Source organism: Arthrobacter sp. S2(2024) (assembly GCF_036662515.1).
GTDB lineage: Bacteria > Actinomycetota > Actinomycetes > Actinomycetales > Micrococcaceae > Arthrobacter.
Map to the genome: position 1 here is coordinate 45,647 of NZ_JAYKZI010000010.1, position 19,490 is coordinate 65,136.

At 62.6% G+C, this 19,490-nt stretch carries 20 protein-coding genes; 17 read left to right on the forward strand and 3 right to left on the reverse strand.

Going from position 1 to position 19,490, the window contains the following annotated elements; genetic code table 11:
* Positions 1 to 281: 281 nt before the first annotated feature.
* On the forward strand, positions 282 to 533 hold the full coding sequence (locus VLA65_RS16935) for a hypothetical protein (protein ID WP_332603164.1): 252 nt from the start codon (positions 282 to 284) through the stop codon (positions 531 to 533).
* 584 nt (positions 534 to 1,117) lie between these two features.
* Here the strand turns inward: VLA65_RS16935 and VLA65_RS16940 are convergent.
* Positions 1,118 to 1,636, reverse strand: a complete 519-nt coding sequence (locus tag VLA65_RS16940; RefSeq protein ID WP_332603165.1) for a hypothetical protein — start codon at positions 1,634 to 1,636, stop codon at positions 1,118 to 1,120.
* A 129-nt stretch (positions 1,637 to 1,765) separates the two neighbouring features.
* A complete protein-coding gene (locus VLA65_RS16945; RefSeq protein WP_332603166.1) occupies positions 1,766 to 2,422 on the reverse strand; it encodes a helicase associated domain-containing protein in 657 nt (218 codons plus the stop codon).
* Positions 2,423 to 3,030: 608 nt separating this feature from the next.
* Between VLA65_RS16945 and VLA65_RS16950 the strand changes: the two genes are divergently transcribed.
* The 12 genes from VLA65_RS16950 (at position 3,031) to VLA65_RS17005 (ending at position 13,969) form a co-directional block, all read left to right on the forward strand.
* Positions 3,031 to 4,119, forward strand: coding sequence for a LacI family DNA-binding transcriptional regulator (locus tag VLA65_RS16950; protein WP_332603167.1), 1,089 nt, complete (start codon positions 3,031 to 3,033; stop codon positions 4,117 to 4,119).
* A 358-nt stretch (positions 4,120 to 4,477) separates the two neighbouring features.
* Complete coding sequence (locus tag VLA65_RS16955) at positions 4,478 to 5,392, forward strand: BMP family ABC transporter substrate-binding protein (protein WP_332603168.1); 915 nt, start codon at positions 4,478 to 4,480, stop codon at positions 5,390 to 5,392.
* 32 nt (positions 5,393 to 5,424) lie between these two features.
* Positions 5,425 to 6,951: an ABC transporter ATP-binding protein gene (locus tag VLA65_RS16960; protein WP_332603169.1), complete on the forward strand. Its 1,527-nt coding sequence runs from the start codon at positions 5,425 to 5,427 to the stop codon at positions 6,949 to 6,951.
* Positions 6,944 to 8,008 (forward strand): ABC transporter permease, encoded by a 1,065-nt coding sequence (locus tag VLA65_RS16965; protein ID WP_332603170.1) that lies wholly within the window; start codon positions 6,944 to 6,946, stop codon positions 8,006 to 8,008. The genes VLA65_RS16960 and VLA65_RS16965 overlap by 8 nt, the downstream gene beginning before the upstream one ends.
* A complete protein-coding gene (locus tag VLA65_RS16970) occupies positions 8,001 to 8,909 on the forward strand; it encodes an ABC transporter permease (RefSeq protein ID WP_332603171.1) in 909 nt (302 codons plus the stop codon). Before VLA65_RS16965 ends, VLA65_RS16970 begins: the two co-directional genes overlap by 8 nt.
* Positions 8,910 to 8,939: 30 nt before the next feature.
* Positions 8,940 to 9,431: a nucleoside deaminase gene (locus tag VLA65_RS16975; protein WP_332603172.1), complete on the forward strand. Its 492-nt coding sequence runs from the start codon at positions 8,940 to 8,942 to the stop codon at positions 9,429 to 9,431.
* Between the two features lie 28 nt (positions 9,432 to 9,459).
* Positions 9,460 to 10,497 (forward strand): Gfo/Idh/MocA family protein, encoded by a 1,038-nt coding sequence (locus VLA65_RS16980; protein WP_332603173.1) that lies wholly within the window; start codon positions 9,460 to 9,462, stop codon positions 10,495 to 10,497.
* Positions 10,497 to 11,294: an SDR family NAD(P)-dependent oxidoreductase gene (locus VLA65_RS16985; protein ID WP_332603174.1), complete on the forward strand. Its 798-nt coding sequence runs from the start codon at positions 10,497 to 10,499 to the stop codon at positions 11,292 to 11,294. Before VLA65_RS16980 ends, VLA65_RS16985 begins: the two co-directional genes overlap by 1 nt.
* Positions 11,295 to 11,316: 22 nt before the next feature.
* Positions 11,317 to 12,354: a nucleoside hydrolase gene (locus tag VLA65_RS16990; RefSeq protein ID WP_332603175.1), complete on the forward strand. Its 1,038-nt coding sequence runs from the start codon at positions 11,317 to 11,319 to the stop codon at positions 12,352 to 12,354.
* On the forward strand, positions 12,351 to 13,175 hold the full coding sequence (locus VLA65_RS16995) for a ribokinase (RefSeq protein WP_332603176.1): 825 nt from the start codon (positions 12,351 to 12,353) through the stop codon (positions 13,173 to 13,175). The genes VLA65_RS16990 and VLA65_RS16995 overlap by 4 nt, the downstream gene beginning before the upstream one ends.
* 84 nt (positions 13,176 to 13,259) lie before the next feature.
* Positions 13,260 to 13,568 (forward strand): hypothetical protein, encoded by a 309-nt coding sequence (locus VLA65_RS17000; protein WP_332603177.1) that lies wholly within the window; start codon positions 13,260 to 13,262, stop codon positions 13,566 to 13,568.
* Positions 13,569 to 13,615: 47 nt separating this feature from the next.
* On the forward strand, positions 13,616 to 13,969 hold the full coding sequence (locus VLA65_RS17005) for a hypothetical protein (protein WP_332603178.1): 354 nt from the start codon (positions 13,616 to 13,618) through the stop codon (positions 13,967 to 13,969).
* A gap of 85 nt (positions 13,970 to 14,054) precedes the next feature.
* Here VLA65_RS17005 and VLA65_RS17010 read toward each other — a convergent pair whose 3' ends face one another.
* Entirely contained in the window at positions 14,055 to 14,510 is a 456-nt protein-coding gene (locus tag VLA65_RS17010; RefSeq protein WP_332603179.1) for a MaoC/PaaZ C-terminal domain-containing protein, read from the reverse strand.
* A 162-nt stretch (positions 14,511 to 14,672) separates the two neighbouring features.
* On the opposite strand from VLA65_RS17010, the gene VLA65_RS17015 reads away from it, so the two are divergent.
* From VLA65_RS17015 to VLA65_RS17030, 4 genes are all read left to right on the forward strand, one after another.
* Complete coding sequence (locus VLA65_RS17015; RefSeq protein ID WP_332603180.1) at positions 14,673 to 15,263, forward strand: helix-turn-helix domain-containing protein; 591 nt, start codon at positions 14,673 to 14,675, stop codon at positions 15,261 to 15,263.
* A 135-nt stretch (positions 15,264 to 15,398) separates the two neighbouring features.
* Positions 15,399 to 16,700, forward strand: coding sequence for an MFS transporter (locus VLA65_RS17020; RefSeq protein WP_332603181.1), 1,302 nt, complete (start codon positions 15,399 to 15,401; stop codon positions 16,698 to 16,700).
* Positions 16,701 to 16,817: 117 nt separating this feature from the next.
* A complete protein-coding gene (locus VLA65_RS17025; RefSeq protein ID WP_332603182.1) occupies positions 16,818 to 18,194 on the forward strand; it encodes an FAD-dependent oxidoreductase in 1,377 nt (458 codons plus the stop codon).
* A complete protein-coding gene (locus VLA65_RS17030; RefSeq protein WP_332603183.1) occupies positions 18,191 to 19,423 on the forward strand; it encodes a CaiB/BaiF CoA transferase family protein in 1,233 nt (410 codons plus the stop codon). Before VLA65_RS17025 ends, VLA65_RS17030 begins: the two co-directional genes overlap by 4 nt.
* Positions 19,424 to 19,490: the final 67 nt, after the last annotated feature.

Genomic DNA, 19,490 nt, shown 5'->3' on the forward strand with positions numbered 1-19,490 from the left:
TAGGAGCGCCGGAGCCGATTCTTCGGGCCGCAGGCCCCGGAGGAACGGAGGGGCTGACGGGGTGGAGCGGACACGTACAATCCGAAGGACAGCAGCCAAAAAACGTCGTAGACACCAAGGTTCAGGGGGTCCGGAGCTCTGCGACGGCGCGTCCTGGACCCCACAGCCGGCCGCCGAGCGGACGCCCGATTACCTGGTTGCAGCGCAGCGGAAACCAGGCGGGGGCTGCGCTGGCAAGGGTAGCTCTGTCCGTGCTGTACTGCCGGTCCTAGGCTTGTCCCATGGACGAGGAGTTCAGGCTCTGGACCAAGAAGGACTGGCGAGAGGTCCGGACCCTTCACACGAAGACCATGCGGCTGCTGTCCGGCACGATTGAACCTGCCCTGGCTCTGAGGCCGAACGACATCGAGAGCAAGGCCGCCCAGGCCCGGTGCACGGAAGTTCTCGAGTCCTTGGAAGCGGCCATCGCGATCCAGGAGGAGATGTTGCGCGAACGCGGCCTGACCGGACCTCCCGACGATCCACCGGCTTGAGGAACAACAATGGACCTGCGAAGCTTTTTCCGGAGGCGACGGACGACATCTGGCGCGAAGGAATCGACCCCTGCGGCGGGTACGCCCACGACGCCGGATCCGCTGGCACCTGAACGGGCGGAGGACGTGGAACAGGCTTGGATTGAACTCCGGAAAGCCGCGGAAGGGTCCGGCGTGAGAACGTTCCGCGCCTGTGCGCGTGACGGGAGCAGGTGGGAAGACGACCCGGCCGCTGTCCGTCGTCTGGCTGCCATTCTCCGAAGCCTCAAGGAAACCGACACAGCCACCGGCGGCGACACTGCCCGCTAGGCTGCCGTTGCCGGACCCGGCCCCCTCGCCGGGGACCGCCACGCATCAGGTCGAAAGCTGCCCTCCTCGAAAGCATCCGGAACAGCGCGGGGGAACTTAGAATCCAGGCATGGAAGTCATCCTGACCATCGAAGCCCCTGACGGCACACAATCGACCGTCGATGCCACGGCCGGCAGCTACGAGGAAGCCAAGACGTCGGCCCGAGGCCCTGGTCCCGGAAGGGCACAGGATCATCGTGATCCGGACGGACGGCTACTGAACGGCAGCCGGAGGGCTACAACCGGTGTCCCGGGTGCCAGTAACGGTACCAGTATGCGGCTTCCGCGTCGGTGAGGATTTCGTCGATCCGCTCGGCTGTGAACTTCCCGAAATAGGGACGGTCTCGGGCCTCCAGCTCACCCAGGGACTCGAGGGCGCCGGCCAGCAGCGCGTCATCCCCCAGGGAGTCCTCGACCCGTTCCTTCACGCCGTCGGCGCTGAGGTCTTCCCAGATGTGGGGCGAGGTTGCCACGGCTTCGCGGGCCGCACGGAGACGCTCCCGGAGGTTTGTGCCGCGGGACTTCACATAGAGACGAACCTGATATTCGTCGGAGGTCACCGACAGGACCGGGGGTCGGCCGGTTGCTGCGGACGGGCCGGCAGGAGTGAGCCCGTACCGCCTCAGGGCCTGGTGCTGCCGCTGGTGGAGGTCCTGGCGGATTTCCCTGATGCGGTGCCCTGGCCGGGGCGTGGTTGCCGCCGGGGTGGTGCGGCTTCCATGGTTGCTGTCCTGGATGTTGTTGCCTGGCGTCATGGTGCGTCCCCGTGAGGTGGGCCAATATGCGCCCTAGTCCCCTCATGGTATTCCCGGCGCCCGAGCCGATGAAGAGAAGCAGGTGCCACGCCGGTCGTTCCCGGCACCGGCGCCTGCATAAGAAACCGCCTACGTCGCGGTCCGCCAGATGTTCCAGCCGGGGACGAGGGTATCGAGTTGTTCCCGGTGAGCCCCGCTCAGCCGGCCTTGGCTGGCGGCTTGACGCTGACCGTGCAGCCAGGTGCCGAGCTGCCGTTCGTCCTCGCCTTCCGGGTTCTTCCATGCCGGCCACCGGCCCCCGGCTAGGTGGAAGTGCGCGAGGCGGGTCAGGCATTGCTGCCAGTGGCGTTCGTCCCGGTCCTGCCGGTAAGAGCTCCGCCACGGCCCTGCATGGTCGAGGCGCCGGATTCTGTCCCCGCTGAGCTTGCCCTGCTTGTGCAGGGTGCGCTGGGTGGACAGCCAGCGGGCCAGGCTCCGTTCAGCCGGGCTGCTCCCCGTGGCTGTTCCGGGCGGCCGGCCGTTCTCCTTCAGGAAAGTCTGGAATTCCCGAAGCCTAGCCGTCCAGTCCGGTGTCGGGACGTCAACGGGGGTGGCCGGGGCGTTGCTCAGGTGTTCGTCCCGCAGACGGGGGTCTTCGCGTGCGCGGCGGCCGAGGGTCCGGTTGACCGTGGCCACCGGCACGTTGCAGGTCCTGGCGATCACCGCGGGGCTCAGCCCGCTCCGGTACATCAGTTCCCATTCGTCGCGGCTGGAAAAGGACCGCTCCCCTGTTGTTTCTTCCCCCACCTCATGAGCCTCGCACACCGGACACCTACGCCGGCGCATCCAGTTGCGGTTGCCGGGCAAAAGACAGCCAGCGGGCAGGCGGTTGCTCCCGGTCGGGCGTATGTTTCCGCCACGTCGGGAGGGTTGTGCCCATTGTGGACAGGTGGAGCCATCCCCACAGCTCAAAGCTGTCCCCACTGGGTTCAACCCGGTCGTTCCCGACCGCCCGGGCAGGCTCCGGTATTTGGGTCCCCAGGCGGTCTAGTTCCCGGGCGTCGTCCGGATCGGGGGCGGAGTTCCAGCTAAAGTCGACGTACCGGGCAACAGCCCGGGGGCGGCGTTGAACGAACAAAGGACCCGAATTTGGCCTCGGATCCTTGTTCAGAGCGTTGCCGCTCTTTGGTGCGATTTCAAGGGTCTACGCCTTGAGCCGTTTCGCCCGCCGATCTCTCCGCTCGCGTTGGCACTCAATGAAGCGGATGTAGATGGTTCTATCCTCATCAAATGTCATTGGCCCACATCTCGGGCAGGGCGGTGGGACCGGTTTTAGCGCCGAGTCCGTGCGCGTCTGTCTTGCACGTCCCCTGCCAGATCAGCGTAGGACGTATTCTGGGTTCATCTCGCACCGTGTGCTCGACGGTGCTTGCAAAGAAGGGATCACTCAAACTATGGCTGACACGGCAACCCAACGAACGCGCCGGGTCACAGCAACAGAAGTTGCGAAGCTGGCCGGCTGCTCTCAAGCTGCTGTTTCCCTCTGGATTACCGGCAAGTACGAGGGAAGACTCACGCCCGAATGGCAACAACGCATCGCGGCTGCTGTCGCCGAGCTTGGTTATGTTCCAAACCGTACGGCACAGAAGCTTTCCAGCGGCACAGGGCGGGCGGTTTCGTTCATTTTCCCTGGCTTTTCGTACAGCTTCTTCGGTCCCGTTCTTGAAGGGGTGAGCTCGGCTCTAGGCCATGGGTGGGATCTGTCCTTTTATGATTCGCGACCCAACGGGGGGTCCAGAAAGGACTCCGCTGAGGCTCTCGTTTCGGTCGCGGTTGGTGCCGACACCACGGGAGTGATTCTGGCCAGCCCGTCTTCCGCGGAACTAGGCGCAATTGGCGACGTGCTGGCGGCAACGGTGGTGGTGGATGCTCCGGAAGCCCCGTCAAATGCCTCGTTGGTGGCCTTCGATACCGATCCGAGTATTGATGAAATGGCTGCCCAGCTGGCGCGTCTGGGTCACAAGCGGGTCGGCTACGTCTCCTTGGCTGCTAACTCCCTGACGCTGATTGAGCGACGGAAATCCGTGGTTCGGTCTTTGAAAGCCCACGGAATCCAGCCGGTCGGACCCGATTTGCGCGTCACAACAGGCGGTCTTGACGCGACTGCCGACTTGTTTTCCGGCAAATGGCCGCACTGGCGTCATGAGAGGGTCACCGCCGTCATTTGTTCCGATGAACGGCACGCTTATGGCGTCCTCGCCGGGGCCAGGGCCATGGGACTGTCCGTCCCAGCGGACTTTTCACTCGTCGCGTTCAACGACAGCGATCCAGCTCAGCTACTCGCGCCATCTTTGTCCTCGATCCATCTGTCCGCTGTCGAACTTGGCGCGGCTGCAGGGAAAGCGCTGAAGGCCAGGGTTGGCGGGATCGTCGCCGCCCCCATCCTGGTCCCGACCAGTTACTTTGGCCGCGAATCGACAGGGATCGCACCCCTCGTCGACTAAGTCCGGCGCTCATCTTTCTCCTTGGATGTACACGGGATCACAAAAAGCCCTTGCGTTATGCGCATAACACGCCTATGCTGGCTTTACTTCAAACAGACCGGAGCCCTGCGGACCACCCCTTTCCACACGGCTTACAGTGCACGAAACGGTCCTTCGAAGAGCTTTCGACAGCGCACACGCAATCTGCGTCCGGCGCTCATCTCCGTTCATGTCAATAGGGAGTTCTAAGGTGAAAATCCCATCTCTGCCGCTGACTGCTGCCATTTCCGCTCTGGCCGCGTCCGCTCTTCTTCTTTCCGGGTGTTCTGCACCGGCTTCATCCGGGGCATCGTCCAACACGACGAAATCCGTAAATTTCGTGACCACCCAGCCGCCGGGGGACGGTTCCGGCGTCGATGATCTGATTGCCGGCCTCGCAAAGATCAAAGATCAGACCGGAGCTTCGACGAAGACGATCGAAGCCACTGACCCTTCCACGTATGAATCCTCCGTGCGCAACGCTGCGCAGGCCGGGGCGACGGTCATTGCCGGGGCCTTCCCGGACATCACAAACGCCCTGCGGACGGTGGCTGGAGAATTTCCGAACACTCAGTTCGTGCATATCTTTGCCGACGCCCCTCCCACACCTATCGCCAACCTCACGAGTGTGAGCTTCGACGTTTACAAGGCCGCCTACTTGAGTGGCTACGCGGCTGGATCCTTGACCAAGTCCAATACTTTGGGATGGATCGGTGGTGCGGGATCGCCGTTGCTGAACGCGAACTTCCATGCGTATAAGGCAGGCGCCCTGGCCGCGAACCCGAAGGTGAAAGTCATCTCCGGCATTGTCGGTTCCTTCTCTGATCCGGCAAAGGCCCGCGATATCGCCCTGGGCATGATCTCGCAGGGAGCAGACATGCTCCAGACCGACGCAGGTGGCAGCTCCCTGGGCATCATCCAGGCAGCTGAGACCAAGGATGCCTTGGTCCTCACTGATGCCTCGGAAGCTGTGGCAAAGGAGCACCCCAAGACCGTTGCAGGTACTACGTTCCTGAAGTTTGGTGACGCTTTAGCTGATGCCACTGAGCAAGTCCTCAAGGATGGCAAGGCCCTGGGCACCTACGCTGCCTCCCTCGACAAGGACCTCGTGGGTCTGAAGCTTTCGGACAGCTTCCTGTCCGGCGGCTCACCCCGCGCAGCGGCTCTGAAGGCCCTGCAGCCCAAGCTCGATGACCTCAAGAAGCAGATCGTGGGCGGCCAGATCAAGGTCACCTACGACACCAACGGCATCTAGCCAGAGATCCCTCACGGAAAGTTGCACTAGCAATGACAGGTCCACGCCTCGACATCAGCCAAGTCACCATGCGTTTCGGTGATTTCGCAGCCCTTGACGATGTCAGTGTTTCTTTTGAGCCCGGCTCGGTCCACGCCGTAGTAGGGCAAAACGGAGCAGGCAAGACCACGTTCGCACGCGTCGTCTGTGGGCTCTACGAGCCCACAGACGGGGCGGTTTATCTGAACGACAAACCCCTTGCCGCGGGCGATGTTATCGCCGCCCGCAAGCAGGGCGTCGACATGGTCCACCAGCACTTCACTTCTCCCCCGTCCATGACCATCGCCGAGTGCCTGGCCATGTTCTCCACCGATTCCCGCGCATTCCACGGCCGGCGCGCCCTGGAAGCCCACTGGCAAAAAGCCGCCGATTCCCTCGGCCTGGGCTTGGACGTCAAGCGTCGGGTGCGCGACCTTTCGGTCCCGCAGCGCCAGTCCCTCGAAATCACTCGGGCCCTGAGCGGCAACGCCCGTGTCATGATCTTCGATGAACCGACCGCCTCCATTCCCGCAGCTGACGTCCCTGCGCTTTTTGAACGCATCCGGTCACTCGCGGCCAGTGGAATGACCGTCGTCGTCGTTCTGCACAAGCTCTCGGAAGTCTTCGCCGTTGCCGACACGGTCACGGTTTTGGAGAGGGGCCGCGTCACCATGGCCCAAACGCCTGTGGCAGACTTGACCCCCGATATCGTCGCCCGACACATCATCGGCGAAAACGCCGCAGCAGGGGAGGCAGCCGAAACGGTCGATGGCGGCGGCGTGACCTTCACCGGCCGCGCAGGCTCGACGCTGCTTCAAGCCAATGCACTGAAAACCAAGTCCTTGCCCAATGACGCCGCTCTGGAAGACGTCAGCTTCGAGATCCGCCAAGGCGAGATCGTAGGAATCGCCGGCGTGGAAGGCAACGGCCAACGGTCACTGGTAGAAGCCATCGTGGGCCTTATCCCGTCGCAAGGAAGCCTCAGTCTCGCCGGAGAGGACATCACCGGAACTCCGGTGCTGGAGCGGCGACGCAAAGGCGTCCGGGCCATCCCGTTTGAACGCAACCTTGAAGGGGTTAGCTCAACAAGTTCGCTCTGGCCCAACGTCGCCATCTCCGAAGTCATGATGCAGCGCAGCGGCATCATCTCCCGCCGGAAACTCCGCGCCCGCGTCACCGAGCTGCTCACAAAATGGAACGTCTCCTACCGATCCATCGACCAGCCCGCCGGACAGCTGTCCGGGGGAAACGTCCAACGCGCCATCCTCTCACGCGAACTGGACACCAAAGCTGTCCTGGTCCTCGCAGCCCAGCCAACCCGCGGCCTGGACATCGGAGCCATTAACTTCGTCCAGCGCAGCCTGACCGAAATCGCAAACCGCGGCGGCGCCGTCATCCTCGTCTCCAGCGACTTGGATGAACTGCGCGCCCTCAGCACCCGAATTCTCGTCCTCCGGGGTGGCAAGCTCGTCGCTGAGCTTCCCCCAACAGCAAGCCTCATCGACATTGGAACCGAAATGGTAGGTGGCGTACATGCGTGACTTCTCAGCCATCGGCAGATCAGCACTTATGGTGCTCTCGGCGTTCTTCCTTGGATCACTGATCATCTTCGCCTCCGGCTACGACATCGTCGCCCTGTGGACCGGAACCCTCCAAGGAGCCATCACAGCTCCAGGTGCCCTGCAGAACACAATCCGCTGGACCATCCCGCTCATCGTTGCGGGCTTGGGCGTCCTCGTAAGTTTCCGGGCCGGCTTCTTCAACGTCGGCGCCCAGGGACAGATCTACATCGGCGCTTTATGCTCGGCCATCGTCGGTCTGGCCGTGAACGCCCCCGGACCAGTCGTCACCACCCTCTCGGTTCTCGCCGGCATGGCAGGCGGCGCCATCTGGGCGTTGATCGCAGCTGTCCTGAAAGTCGTCTTCGGCACCGATGAAGTGCTTTCGACACTCATGCTGAACTTCATCGCGGTACTGCTGGTCCAGTACGTCGCTGGCGGTCCGCTGCGTGACAAGGCAGGATCCAGCGCGGTGGCTTCCACCACTGCCATCGCCGCAGATGCCCGGCTATCCAACGGCTTGGGCACCTCCCCAACCCTGATCGCGATCACCGTCGTCGTGATCGGCATCGTGTGGGCCTGGCTGTCCTCCACCCGCAGCGGGCTGACCACCGACCTGCTGGGCCGCAACCCTGTCGTCGTCCGATGGCAAGGCGCTTCCTGCAACCGGCTGGCATTCTCCTGCTTCGGCGCAGCCGGAGCTGCCGCCGGCCTGGCCGGGGCAATGGACCTGCTCGGACCAGCCGGCCGCCTTGTTGCCGGTTTCTCACCGGAACTCGGGTTCACCGCGGTGCTCGTCGCCCTGGTCGGCCTGCTCCGGGTCCCCGGCGTCATCGCAGCTGGCCTGCTGTTCGGCGGCCTGCAAGCTGCCCTGCAGTACCTCCCCGCAGTAACGACCGTTCCCCGGTCCGCCCTTGACCTGATCCAAGGCCTCATCGCCGTCCTGATCACCCTGAAATTCCGCAAGATTGTCCTGCGCAAGAAGCAGGAAACGGCCACCGCCAAGAACGACAAAGTCCCGGAGAAAGCCCATGTATGAGTTCATAGCTACCGCAATCCGTGACGCGGCACCGCTCCTGTGGGTGGCGTTGGGCGGACTGATAGCCTTCCGGGTCGGCGTCTTCACCCTCGGTTTGGAAGGCCTGATGGCCATCGCCGCCTTCACCGCCGTGGCCGCGGCAAAAGCCACGGGCAACGTGTTCCTGGCCGTCGTCATTGCCATCCTCGTCACCGTCGCAGTGTCTGTCGTGTACTGGGCATGCATCACCGTATTCAAAGGTGACGTGATCATCGTCGGTATCGGGCTCTCCACCGTCGGGCTCACCGCCACTGTGTTCATGCTCAACGTCCTGTACGGGTCCCAGGCCACGGCAACGTCTCCGACGACGCTTCCTGATCCCATCTCAGACGGGGCGGACGCCGGAATCTTCTCCATCATGGGCGGCATGTCCATCCTTGTCTGGCTGCTGCCTGTCGTCGCCTTTGGCGTATGGGTGCTGCTGCGCCGCTCCCGGATTGGTTTGATGATGAACGCCGTTGGCGAGTTCCCCTTCGCTGCCCGTAGCGCTGGCCAGTCCCCGACCAAGCTTCGTCTTCTGGCTCTCATTGCCTGTGGAGCTCTGGTCGCCCTCGGCGGGGCCCAGCTCTCCCTCGACGGACTGAACTCCTTTTCCCAGGACATGACCGCCGGTCGCGGCTTCCTAGCCTTCAGCGCCATCATTTTCGGCGGCGGCACAGTCTGGGGAGTTTGCGGTGCGTGCCTGTTCTTCGGGTTCGCCAACGCCTTGGGCATCCTCGCGCAGGTCCAGGGATGGAAGCTGCCCACGGAATTCCTTCTGGCGCTGCCCTACCTGCTGACCATCGTCGCCGTCACTGTGGCCGCGTACATCGCCAAAAAGACCAACGGGTCAGCCGTCAGCTTCGCTGAATTGCGCGATTGACCCCCTGAACCACACCAGATAGGCACCGCCATGAACCCCATCACGAACCTCACCGCCCAGGACCAAGCCTGGCTCAAGCAGGCCATCGACCTCGCCACCGAAAACGTCCAGGCAGGCGGCGGCCCCTTCGGCGCCGTACTTGTCAGTGCAGATGGACTCATCGCCACCGGCCAGAACCAGGTCACCCGCTTGAACGATCCCACTGCACACGCCGAAGTCGTCGCTATCCGCAACGCCGGACAGGCAAGGGGCACTTTCAACCTCTCGGGACTGACCCTGTACTCATCCTGCGAACCGTGCCCGATGTGCATGGCCTCGGCCCTCTGGGCGCGGGTGGACCGGGTCGTTTACGCGGCCGACCGTCACGACGCGGCCGCCGGGGGATTCGACGACCTCGAATTCTACGAAATGTTTGCCCGCGACCGGTCGACCTGGGGTACCCCGGTCGAGGAAGCTGCGCTGGAGGAAAAGAAGGAACCCTTCCATGCCTGGCTGAACAACGCTGCGCGCATCGACTACTAGCTCTGCATACCTAAGAAAGAAGAACACCGTGGAGATTCCCCACGTCCGTCCGGTCATCATCGGATCCGGCATGATCGCTGCAAGCCACGCGAAGGCACTTCGGGACCTCGGCACCGCCCCGGCCGTCGTCTGGAGCCCCAACCGGGCCAACCGTGAACGCTTCGCCTCCCTCTGGGGCGCCACCGCCGCAAACTCCCTCAACGAAGCTTTGGATCTACCGGGCGTCTCGCACATGCACGTATGCACCACCCCGATGAACCACAACGACCCCATCCGCGAAGCCGCGGAGCGGGGATTGAGCATCATCAGCGAAAAGCCCCTCGCCCCTACCGCCGAACTCGCCGCCGAAGCCCTGCACCACGTCACCAGCAACGACGTGCCGAACTACCTGAACTTCAACCGCCGCCAAGACGAGGGCATTCAGATGCTGCGAGACCTGCTTGCCGAAGGTGAAATCGGTTCCCCGGTCTCGGTGTTCGGCCACTACCGCCAGCAATGGAACGCCAGCCCCAGCGGACTCGACTGGCGCTACGACCCCACCCAGGTCGGCCCCGCCAGGACAGTGATCGAAATCGGCTCGCACTGGCTGGACCTCGCCCACTTCGTCCTTGGCTCCGAAATCACCGCAGCCAACGCCTTGCTCGGCTACATGGGCGAACGCGACTACGACACCGGCTCAGAGAAGGGCCGCGTCACCCCGCCAAACGACGATCTGTTCGCCGCCATGCTCACCTTCGAGAACGGCGTCATCGGGCAGGTCTACGGCACCGAACTCGCTCACGGCGCCTTCGACGAAATCGAACTCCGCATCGATGGAACCACCGGCAGCGCCATATGGACCTCCGCGCACCCGAACCAATTGCAGATCGGCAACAAGGTCACCGGTCTACGGACCATCGGTTTCGACAGCGACACCGACTCCATCAGCCGCAGCATCGCAGCGATTTACACCAATCAAGCCAAGGAGAGGGGAGTGGCGACCTTCGAGGAAGGCCTTGCAAATGCCCGCGCCATGGACGCCATTCGCAACTCCGCCGAATCCCGCACGTGGAAGGAAACACGATAATGAACAACCTGGCACCCGCGACTGAACTCGCACCGACCGACAACCTCTCCCCGCTGGGATTCTCCCTGATCGGCAGAACAGCCCTCGTCACCGGCGCCGCAGGCGGAACAGGACGGGCCATCACCTCTGCGCTCGTCGCTGCCGGTGCCACCCGGGTACTGGGCTGGGACCGTGTAGCGGACGACTCCCCCAACGTTGAGGGCATGGTGATCGACCTCAGCGACACCGCCGACGTCGAACGCGCCCTCGCCGAGCTGGACGAAGTGCCCGAAATCATCGTCAACGCTGCCGGCTTCTACGCCAACCGTCCTACCTTCGATGTCGAGACATCGGATTTCCGCCGAACCCTGGACATCAACCTGACCAGCCCCTACATCATCCAGCGTGAGATTGGCCGGCGGCTGATCGCCGAGAACCGTCAGGGCGCCTTTATCAACATTGCCTCTGTCGCAGGTAAGCACGCCTTCGGAAACCAAGTGGATTACTCGGCATCCAAGGCCGGCCTGATCGGCTTGACCCGGGCAGCGGCACTGGACCTGGCACCCAACATCACCGTCAACGGCATCGCTCCCGGAACCGTAGACACCCCTATGATCTCCAAAGTCATTGCAGACGTCGCCGCGGTGACGGGTCTGTCCCTGGAGGAACAGCGCGAAGCCTTCATCGGAAGCATCCCAACCAAGCGCATGCAGCAGCCCAACGAAATCGCCGCGGCAGTAGTGTTCCTCGCATCCGTGGCCGCACGTTCGATCACCGGTGAGGTCCTGAACGTCGACGGTGGAAGCACCCGCGACTAGCCGGATCACCTGAAAGAAGCAGATGAGTTCCCTCAACCAACCCACATCCGCGCCGGTCAACGAGGCCGGCGCGGATGGCCAGAGCAACAAGCGGTCCCCTGTCCGTGTCATAGCGGATGTGGACACCGGCGTTGATGACGCGCTGGCCTTGACTTTCCTTGTCCGGGACCCGGGAGTTGACCTGGCGGCGGTCACTTGCGTCGCCGGCAACGCAAACGTGGACCAGGTCGTCCAGAACACCCTCGACGTACTGGAGCTGGCAGGCGCCGGATCTACTCCGGTCGGCCGGGGCGCTGAGCGCCCACTGATCAACGAAGCCCGGACCGCCCACGGCTTTCACGGCGCCAACGGCATCGCCGATCTTGAGCTGCCGCGCAGCCCTCACTCAGCCTCCGAGCTCCCTGCTCTTGAGTTGCTGCGTAGGACCATCGAAGAATCCGAGGTCCCGGTCACGTTGCTGGCGTTGGCACCCCTGACGAACATCGCCTTGTTTGTCCGGGCGTATCCACACACCGCACGCAAGCTTGAACGGATCGTTTTCATGGGCGGCTCGGTAGGCATGGGAAACGCCACCGCGGTTGCCGAGTTTAACGCCTGGCACGATCCTGAAGCGCTGTCGGTGGTGCTGGAGGCCGGTGTTCCGGTCACGATGTACGGCCTGGATGTCTTCTACACGGCCACGCTCCCCAGCGAGGACTACCTGCCGCTGCTGTCCTCGGCAGACGCGGGGGTCCGCCTGGTTGGCGAGCTGCTGCGCCACTCCGGTTCCAAGGAGTCCTCCGATCCCAGGCTGAAAGGGGGCGCGACCTTGGGCGATGCAGGAGCTGCCTGTTTGGTGGCCCGGCCCGAAACAGCCGTTCTTCAGAAGTTCCCGGTTTCCGTCGAACTGGCCGGGGGTTGCCGGGGCAAGACCATCGTGGATCAGCGCAGTCACGAGGGCGAAAGCGAGCTGCACGGAACGACCGTCCGAAATTCCTTGATCAACGTAGCAATGTCGATCGACCGTGATGCCATGCAAAGGCTGTTCATGTCCACGGTCCAGGCTGGATGCCCGGCATGAACGGACGCACGACCGTCGTTGGTTCCCTGAACGTCGATACTGTCCTCACCACAGAGCGGCATCCAAAGCCTGGGGAAACGGTCCTGGGTTCCTCCATCACAGACCGCCCCGGCGGTAAAGGCGCGAACCAAGCACTGGCTGCTGCCCGTGCAGGGTCTGCCACGGCTCTGATCGGGCGAACGGGAAATGATGCCGCGGGCAGGACTTACAGGGACAAACTCGCTGAACACGGCATCGGCATCGACTTCGTCATCGAAACCCCGGGACAGACCACGGGCCGGGCACACGTGTGCGTCGATAGCGCCGGAGAAAACAGCATCGTCGTCGTCCCGGGTGCCAACAGTGTCTTGACAGCCAAAGACGTGCGATCAGCTGAACAAGCCATCGCCGAATCCGGCGTCGTACTCCTTCAACTGGAGAGCCCGCCCGACGCCGTCCGCGAAGCCCTGCTGATCGCCCGCAAGCATTCTGTGCTGAGTATCCTCAACGCCTCGCCGGTCACGGAGCAGGCCGCTGAACTGGCGGCCATGGCCGACGTCGTGATCGTCAACGAACACGAGCGGGCCCAACTCCCGGCCCTGAGCAACCCGTGCGTCACGCTCGGGGGTGACGGTGCCAGCTGGCATGGATTCGCTTTCCGACCCGGGCCAACAACCGTTCAAGACACCACCGGCGCCGGTGACGCGTTCGCCGGGACCCTGGCAGCCAGCCTCGCGCTGGGTGCCACTGCAGAGGAAGCCCTTCGGCAAGCCGTCGCGGCCGGAGCCAAAGCAACAACCTGGACTGGAGCGCAGCCCTGGGAGTTAGCGTCCCCAACGTAATCCGTGCACCCATCGACGCCCGGCACCTGGCAACAGGGCCGGGCGTCGTCGGTATTAATTGCGCTACCAAACAAAGGTCGTGTCGTGCAAAGCAAACCACAAAACCCCATCCACATCATCATCCAGGCCATCGGCGAGGGCATAAGGAACGAAACCCTGGTCAGGACTGCACCCTTGGCCAGCGGGATAATCGTCGGGGATAACGGAATCCACATCACCGTCCAGTCTCCCTGCGACGTTCCCGAGATGTTGACCTGGGCCGAAAACCAGCTGCGCCCAGTCGCTGTGTCTGCGGCCAGCGGAATTCTTGTCACCAGGCACGGCCCCGCCAGCTACTCACTCTCCGTCGACCACACGGTCCCGGTCGGAGAAACACTCGAACGCAGCCTCTGAGCGGACGTCTACAGGTGGCGATCAAACCAAGATTGGATGCCCAACACATGCGATTCGTAGGAACTACACACAAGAATGTCTCCCGCTTTGGAGGTACCAGAGCTTATCCCACGGACACTGAACGGCGTCCGTCCGGGGAGGGCATACCGTCGGACAACACCCTGCCAGCCCACAGCGGACCCTCCAGCGTAGGCCCGTACTTTGACCGGGACTGGGGTCAGCTTGTCGAGGCGGAGCGTGTTCATGTCTGGAACAGCAGGATCTCAGGGACAGGCCGCGTCGACAGCGTCATGCCTGACGGGTCTGCCGTCTGGGTGTGGCTCGAGAACGGCATGGGCCGCGTGCTGCTGATCGAAGGTGAGGACCGGCTTCGGCGGCTCGACGGCGACCCCGGCTCTTAGTGCCTGGCGAGCAGAAAGCCATGCAATATGACATCCATGACTTCCCAGGCCCATGAGCAGGGAATCCACGGACCTGGGACAACTTTTAGCCCTCGACAGCGAAGGCTTTGGTCAGGTGGGTTGCGGCCAAAACCAGCTCGCCGTGCTGGTTGGTCACCCGTCCCTCAGCCAAGAACCGACGCTTCTCCTCGTCCCAGCCGGTCACCTGGTAGGTGGCGGTAATGGTGTCACCAAGAAAGACCGGTTTGATGAAGCGGACATTGTCGTAACCCAACGAGACGCCGACTCCCTCCCTGCCCGGGACCCTCCAGTAGACGGCAGAGGCGGTAGCCAGGTAGCCCAGGATCAAAACCCCGTGAGCTATCCGCTGACCATAGGCGCTTTTGCTCATTAGATCCGCGTCAACGTGGAAGGGCGCGAAGTCACCGGTTACCCCAGCGAACTGATAAACATCGAACTCTCCCACTGTCTTGCTGAAAACCGCTTGTTCTCCTTGCAGCTCGTCCAACTTCAAGGGCTGAGACAGCGTCGTTTCGCTCATGGTCGTTCCAATCTGAAAAGTTGACGGGGTGACGGGCGACACACCCGCTAATCCTGACCATAATGAACTAATATTCACTTCGTCAATGTTTTTTGCTTGACATGATGAAAAACGTTCATCATAGTGGTGATTGTCGTCGAGGCGGAGGGTTCCGGGAACACCATGAATGATCGTCAGGAAGTCCCGGTCTCGGCGCTGATGAATGAGATGGGAACGCGAATCCGTTCCCTTCGCAAGAGCCGCGGACTAACGGTCCAGCTGCTCAGTTCACTTTCCGGCCTGAGTGCCGGCATCGTGAGCCAACTTGAGCGAGGCCACGGCAATCCCTCGTTCACTACCTTGGCTCAGCTGGCCCACGCACTTGGAGTTCCGGCGGGCCAGCTTCTGACACCACAGGAGAATCACCTCTCCCCTGTCGTGCGGCACAATGAACGCCGTCAGCTGGGCGGCCACGGATTCGAACCCGACGGCGGGGTTTATGAGCTGCTCACCCCCGACCTTCGAGGAGCACTGGAAGTAACCCGCGTAGTATCCATGCCCGGGCATGACACCAGCGCCAACCCCTTCGTCCATCAAGGCGAAGAGTTCGGACACATTCTCTCCGGCACCAAAGACGTATACCTCGACGGCGAGCGTCACAGGCTCGGCCCCGGAGACTCCATCCGTTACGCATCAACCATCCCCCACTGGTATGTCAATCCCACTGACGAACCCTGCGTCGCCATCTGGGTGATCACGCCACCCACCTGGTAGATCTACCAGTCCTACCGGTCTTTTTCTTTTCGCATCGATCTCTCTGGTCGATGTCCCCTGCGTGCTTTCTGTTAATCCTCATTCTCCGCAGCCCCACACCGTAGTGAGCTGCGTCCATTTTCAAAGGATTGAAACATGATTGACCGATCAGAGACGACAGTAGTCGTCGCAGCTGAACAGAACATTTCCACCACAAGGTCAAACAAAAGGGCTCTATTGGCCCTTGGCCTGGGCAACACAATGGAGCAGTACGACTGGATCATTTTCGGTCTGCTCGCCTCCTTCATCGGTCCGCAGTTCTTCCCGTCCCATGACCCCCTGGCTGCCACGATGAACGCGTTGATCATCTTCGCGGTTGGCTTCGCCATGCGTCCTGTTGGCGGTGTCATCCTTGGTTTCGTGGCAGACCGCTTTGGCCGGCGCCGGGTACTGCTATGGTCCTTCACCCTCATGGCCCTGATGACCCTTGTTATCGGGATCACACCCTCCTACGCCGCCATCGGGCCCTGGGCGAGCATCATCCTGTGCGCCTGCCGGGTCATCCAAGGGATTTCCGCTGGCGTCGAAATTCCCCTCGTAACAAGCTATGCCGTGGAACTGACCCCCAAGGGAAATGAGGGACGTACCGGCGGCTACATGAGTTTCTACGTCAATCTGGGGATCCTCCTGGCGTCCCTCGTGAGCTTCTTCAACAGCCTCTTCCTCAGCGAAGAAGTCATGAACAGCTGGGGCTGGCGTATCCCATTCCTTGTCGGTGCCCTGTTGGGCGCGGTCGTCATCTTCCTCCGCAGGAGCCTGCCCGAGTCCCTCGTTGAAGCTGACCGCCAAACAACCCCGCAGATCTGGTCCGGCGTCCGCCGTGCCTGGATGGGTGTTCTGGCCATCGTCTTCGTCGTCGGTGCCGTCCAGGCCTATATCTACGCCTGGAACGTGGGACTGCCCAACCTGGCCCGCGGCACCTACCGCGAAAACCCCACCATGGTCTTCGCGGTCACCACGGTCCTGAGCGTTCTTCTCCTCGTCGCATCCCCAATCTGCGGAAAACTCGCTGACCGTTTCAAGCTCTCACGTGTCTTCATCTGGACCCGGCTGCTGGCAATCCCCTCGGTCTTCCTGATGCTGCTCTACACGGCGCAGGGCATGGGCACCTTCATTGCCGTTGTCTTCGGTGGCGCAGTGATGCTGGCCCTGAACTCGACCATTTACAACGTCGTCGCCACCTCGCTACTGCCCAAAGCGTGCCGAGGTACCGGCGTCGCGCTCGGCTACGGCATCGGCGTTGCACTGTTCGGTGGGACCGCTTCCTATCTGCTGCTGTGGCTCAGGGACAACAACATGATCTGGATGTTCCCCGTCTACATCTCTGTCCTTTCCCTGATTAGCGTCCTGCTGTACATCATCGTGCGGCGCAAGGGCGGCATCTACGCCGGCGAATAGCCCCTTACCCGAAGACTGCGTCCCTCCGGTTGGCGACGGAGGGACGCACCGGAGGCTCCGCCAACCCCGTCCCCGCACCCTCCAGCGCCACAGATTTACAGAAAGCAAGGAATAACAATGAACGAACTCGATCTGCGCGTCTCCAGCGACCAACTCCAGGCCCCGGTGGTAACCCGGTCGCAAGTGTTGGTCGTAGGCGGCGGCCCCGCAGGGGTCTCAGCGGCAGTTACCGCTGCCCGGTCTGGCGCCACGGTCACACTGCTTGAGCGGTATCCAACCCTTGGAGGCCTCGCTTCCGGTGGCATGGTCCTGGTCTTGGACGACATGGTCAACGGACAGGACATTACGGTCACCGGGATTGTCTCCGAATACGTCGAACGGCTGCAAATGCTAGGCCTGGCGATCGTTCCACCAGTCGAGGACCGCAAGACCTCAACGGAACTGTGGAATAAATGGAGCCGCTATGGAACCTTCGACTTTCATGCCCACGGACTTCCCAAGCCCATCTGCTACGCCGCCGCGTTCGACCCAGACGGCTGGAAGCGCGTTTCCAACGACCTCGTCCGCGAAGCTGGCGTCACGCTGCGCCTGCACTCGTGGTTCTCCCGCCCGATCGTCGACGACGGAGTCATCAAAGGCGTCATCTGTGAAACGAAATCCGGACCCCAGGCCTACCTCGCCGACGTCGTCATCGACACCACCGGTGACATCGACGTCGCTTCCCGGGCAGGGGCCAGCTACATCCAGGACTCCTACATCACCACCTTGGTCTTCCGCCTCGGTGGGGTCGACACAGCCGAAGCGGAACGCTTCGAACAGGAAAACCCCAAAGAAGGCCGCGCCATCAACCGCAAGATCAAGCGCCTCCTCGGCGGAGCCTGGGAACTGTGGTGGCTCAAAACCCCTATCGAAGGCGTCGTCTGGTGCAACGCCCCGCACATGAGCGGCTACAGCGGCGTGGACCCGGCCGACCTCACCGCAGCCGAATTCGCAGCACGCGACCGTATCACCGAAGCCCTGGCGTACGTCAAGGAAAACCTTCCGGGCTTCGCAAACGCGCACCTGCTCGACGTCGCGCCGCAGATCGGTGTCCGGCAAACCCGCCTGCTCGAAGGCGAATACGTCATGACCAAGGACGATGTCACCAGCCGCCGCCACTTCGCAGACACCGTCGCCCGCGGCCGCGACTACTACTACCCATACCGTTCCCTCCTTCCCAAGGACGTCGACCAGCTCCTCGTCGCCGGCAGGCATTACTCAGCAACACCGGAGGCCCAGAAGATGTCCCGCGAAATCCCGCCCTGCATGGCCATGGGCCAAGCCGTTGGCATCGCCGCAGCCCTCGCCTCGGAAAACGGCGTCATGGTCCGGGATATCGAGGCCGCCGACATCCAACAAGGTATGCGCCAGCACAACGCAGACCCGGGCGATATCCCCTCCGCCAACGCCACCATCGACGCCGGTTCGGTAGCGGCCGTGGAGACCGGGGCATGAGCACCGTCATCGACACTGCTACCACGGCCCCAGCCACCGTGACCGCTACGGCCCTGCCCTTGGCCGGGATCACCGTCGTGGACTTCACCCAGGTATTCATGGGACCGTCGGCCACCCAGCTCCTGGGCGACTACGGCGCCGACGTGATCAAAGTCGAACGACCTGGCGCCGGCGACATCTCCCGTAACTCCTTCCCGGACAAGGACGGTCAGGACAACCCGATCTTCCTGGCCATGAACCGCAACAAACGAAGCCTTTCGGTCGACACACGCAAAGACGAAGGCCGTGCCGTGCTGCAGCAGCTGCTCAGGGAAGCGGACGTCGTGGTCAGCAACTTCCGCTCCGGCGTCATGGAACGAATGGGCTTCGGCTACGAAGACCTCACAGCAGAAAACCCTGGCATTATCTGGGCCTCTGGGACGGGTTTCGGCCCCGAGGGTCCCTACTCCCATAAGGGCGGCCAGGACGCAATCGCGCAGGCCTACTCCGGGGTGATGTGGCGCCGGAACTCCGACACCGTCACGCCGTCGATCTATCCGACTCCGCTCTGTGACTACATCACAGGCATGCACCTCATGCAGGGCATCCTGCTGGCACTGCGCACCCGCCAGGTCTCCGGTGTCGGACAGAAGGTGGAAGTCAGCATGTACGACTCCATGCTGCACCTGCAGATGCAAGAGGCCTGCATGCAGCTAAATCGCGGCTACGAGGTCAACTGGGGAGCCATGCCGCTCAGCGGCGTCTTCGAAACCACCGACGGCGCTGTTTGCATGGTCGGCGGCTTCACACCGGACCCGCTCGCCCGGATCTCCGAGGCGTTCGGACTCGATGAGGACCTGACCGACCGACCAGCCTTCGCGACGCTGGAGGCGCAGTTCAAGAACAAGCCCGACCTGCAGGAGATTTTCCGGGAACACTTCGCAACCAACACCACCGCGTACTGGACCGGAAAACTTGAAGAGCAAGGCCTTCTTAACGCCCCAGTCCACACCCTGGAACAAACCCTGGAGGACGAGCAGACACACGTCAATAACATGATCGTCGAGGCCGAACACTCCACACTGGGCATCGTCAAAATGCTCAACGCACCCATCCGGCTGTCCACCACACCGGCGTCAGTACGCCGGGCAGCTCCCCGGTTAGGCGAACACAACGTCGAAATACTCCATGAAAACGGATTCGACGAAGCCACAATATCCCGGCTGATTGAACTTGGCGTCCTCCGCTAAGCCGGACAACCCGCAGGTAACCGTCCCGGCGCCGGCCGCCGCACGCCGTCGGCACCGGACCAGCCAC

Bases quoted from the DNA above. Each gene is read 5' to 3' on its own strand.
- VLA65_RS16940 (WP_332603165.1), bottom strand. From the start codon at position 1,636: ATGACGCCAGGCAACAACATCCAGGACAGCAACCATGGAAGCCGCACC.
- VLA65_RS17025 (WP_332603182.1), top strand. From the start codon at position 16,818: ATGAACGAACTCGATCTGCGCGTCTCCAGCGACCAACTCCAGGCCCCG.
- VLA65_RS16965 (WP_332603170.1), top strand. From the start codon at position 6,944: ATGCGTGACTTCTCAGCCATCGGCAGATCAGCACTTATGGTGCTCTCG.
- VLA65_RS17005 (WP_332603178.1), top strand. From the start codon at position 13,616: ATGCGATTCGTAGGAACTACACACAAGAATGTCTCCCGCTTTGGAGGT.
- VLA65_RS16985 (WP_332603174.1), top strand. From the start codon at position 10,497: ATGAACAACCTGGCACCCGCGACTGAACTCGCACCGACCGACAACCTC.
- VLA65_RS17030 (WP_332603183.1), top strand. From the start codon at position 18,191: ATGAGCACCGTCATCGACACTGCTACCACGGCCCCAGCCACCGTGACC.
- VLA65_RS17015 (WP_332603180.1), top strand. From the start codon at position 14,673: ATGAATGATCGTCAGGAAGTCCCGGTCTCGGCGCTGATGAATGAGATG.
- VLA65_RS17020 (WP_332603181.1), top strand. From the start codon at position 15,399: ATGATTGACCGATCAGAGACGACAGTAGTCGTCGCAGCTGAACAGAAC.
- VLA65_RS16970 (WP_332603171.1), top strand. From the start codon at position 8,001: ATGTATGAGTTCATAGCTACCGCAATCCGTGACGCGGCACCGCTCCTG.
- VLA65_RS16975 (WP_332603172.1), top strand. From the start codon at position 8,940: ATGAACCCCATCACGAACCTCACCGCCCAGGACCAAGCCTGGCTCAAG.
- VLA65_RS17010 (WP_332603179.1), bottom strand. From the start codon at position 14,510: ATGAGCGAAACGACGCTGTCTCAGCCCTTGAAGTTGGACGAGCTGCAA.
- VLA65_RS16990 (WP_332603175.1), top strand. From the start codon at position 11,317: ATGAGTTCCCTCAACCAACCCACATCCGCGCCGGTCAACGAGGCCGGC.
- VLA65_RS16995 (WP_332603176.1), top strand. From the start codon at position 12,351: ATGAACGGACGCACGACCGTCGTTGGTTCCCTGAACGTCGATACTGTC.
- VLA65_RS16960 (WP_332603169.1), top strand. From the start codon at position 5,425: ATGACAGGTCCACGCCTCGACATCAGCCAAGTCACCATGCGTTTCGGT.
- VLA65_RS16935 (WP_332603164.1), top strand. From the start codon at position 282: ATGGACGAGGAGTTCAGGCTCTGGACCAAGAAGGACTGGCGAGAGGTC.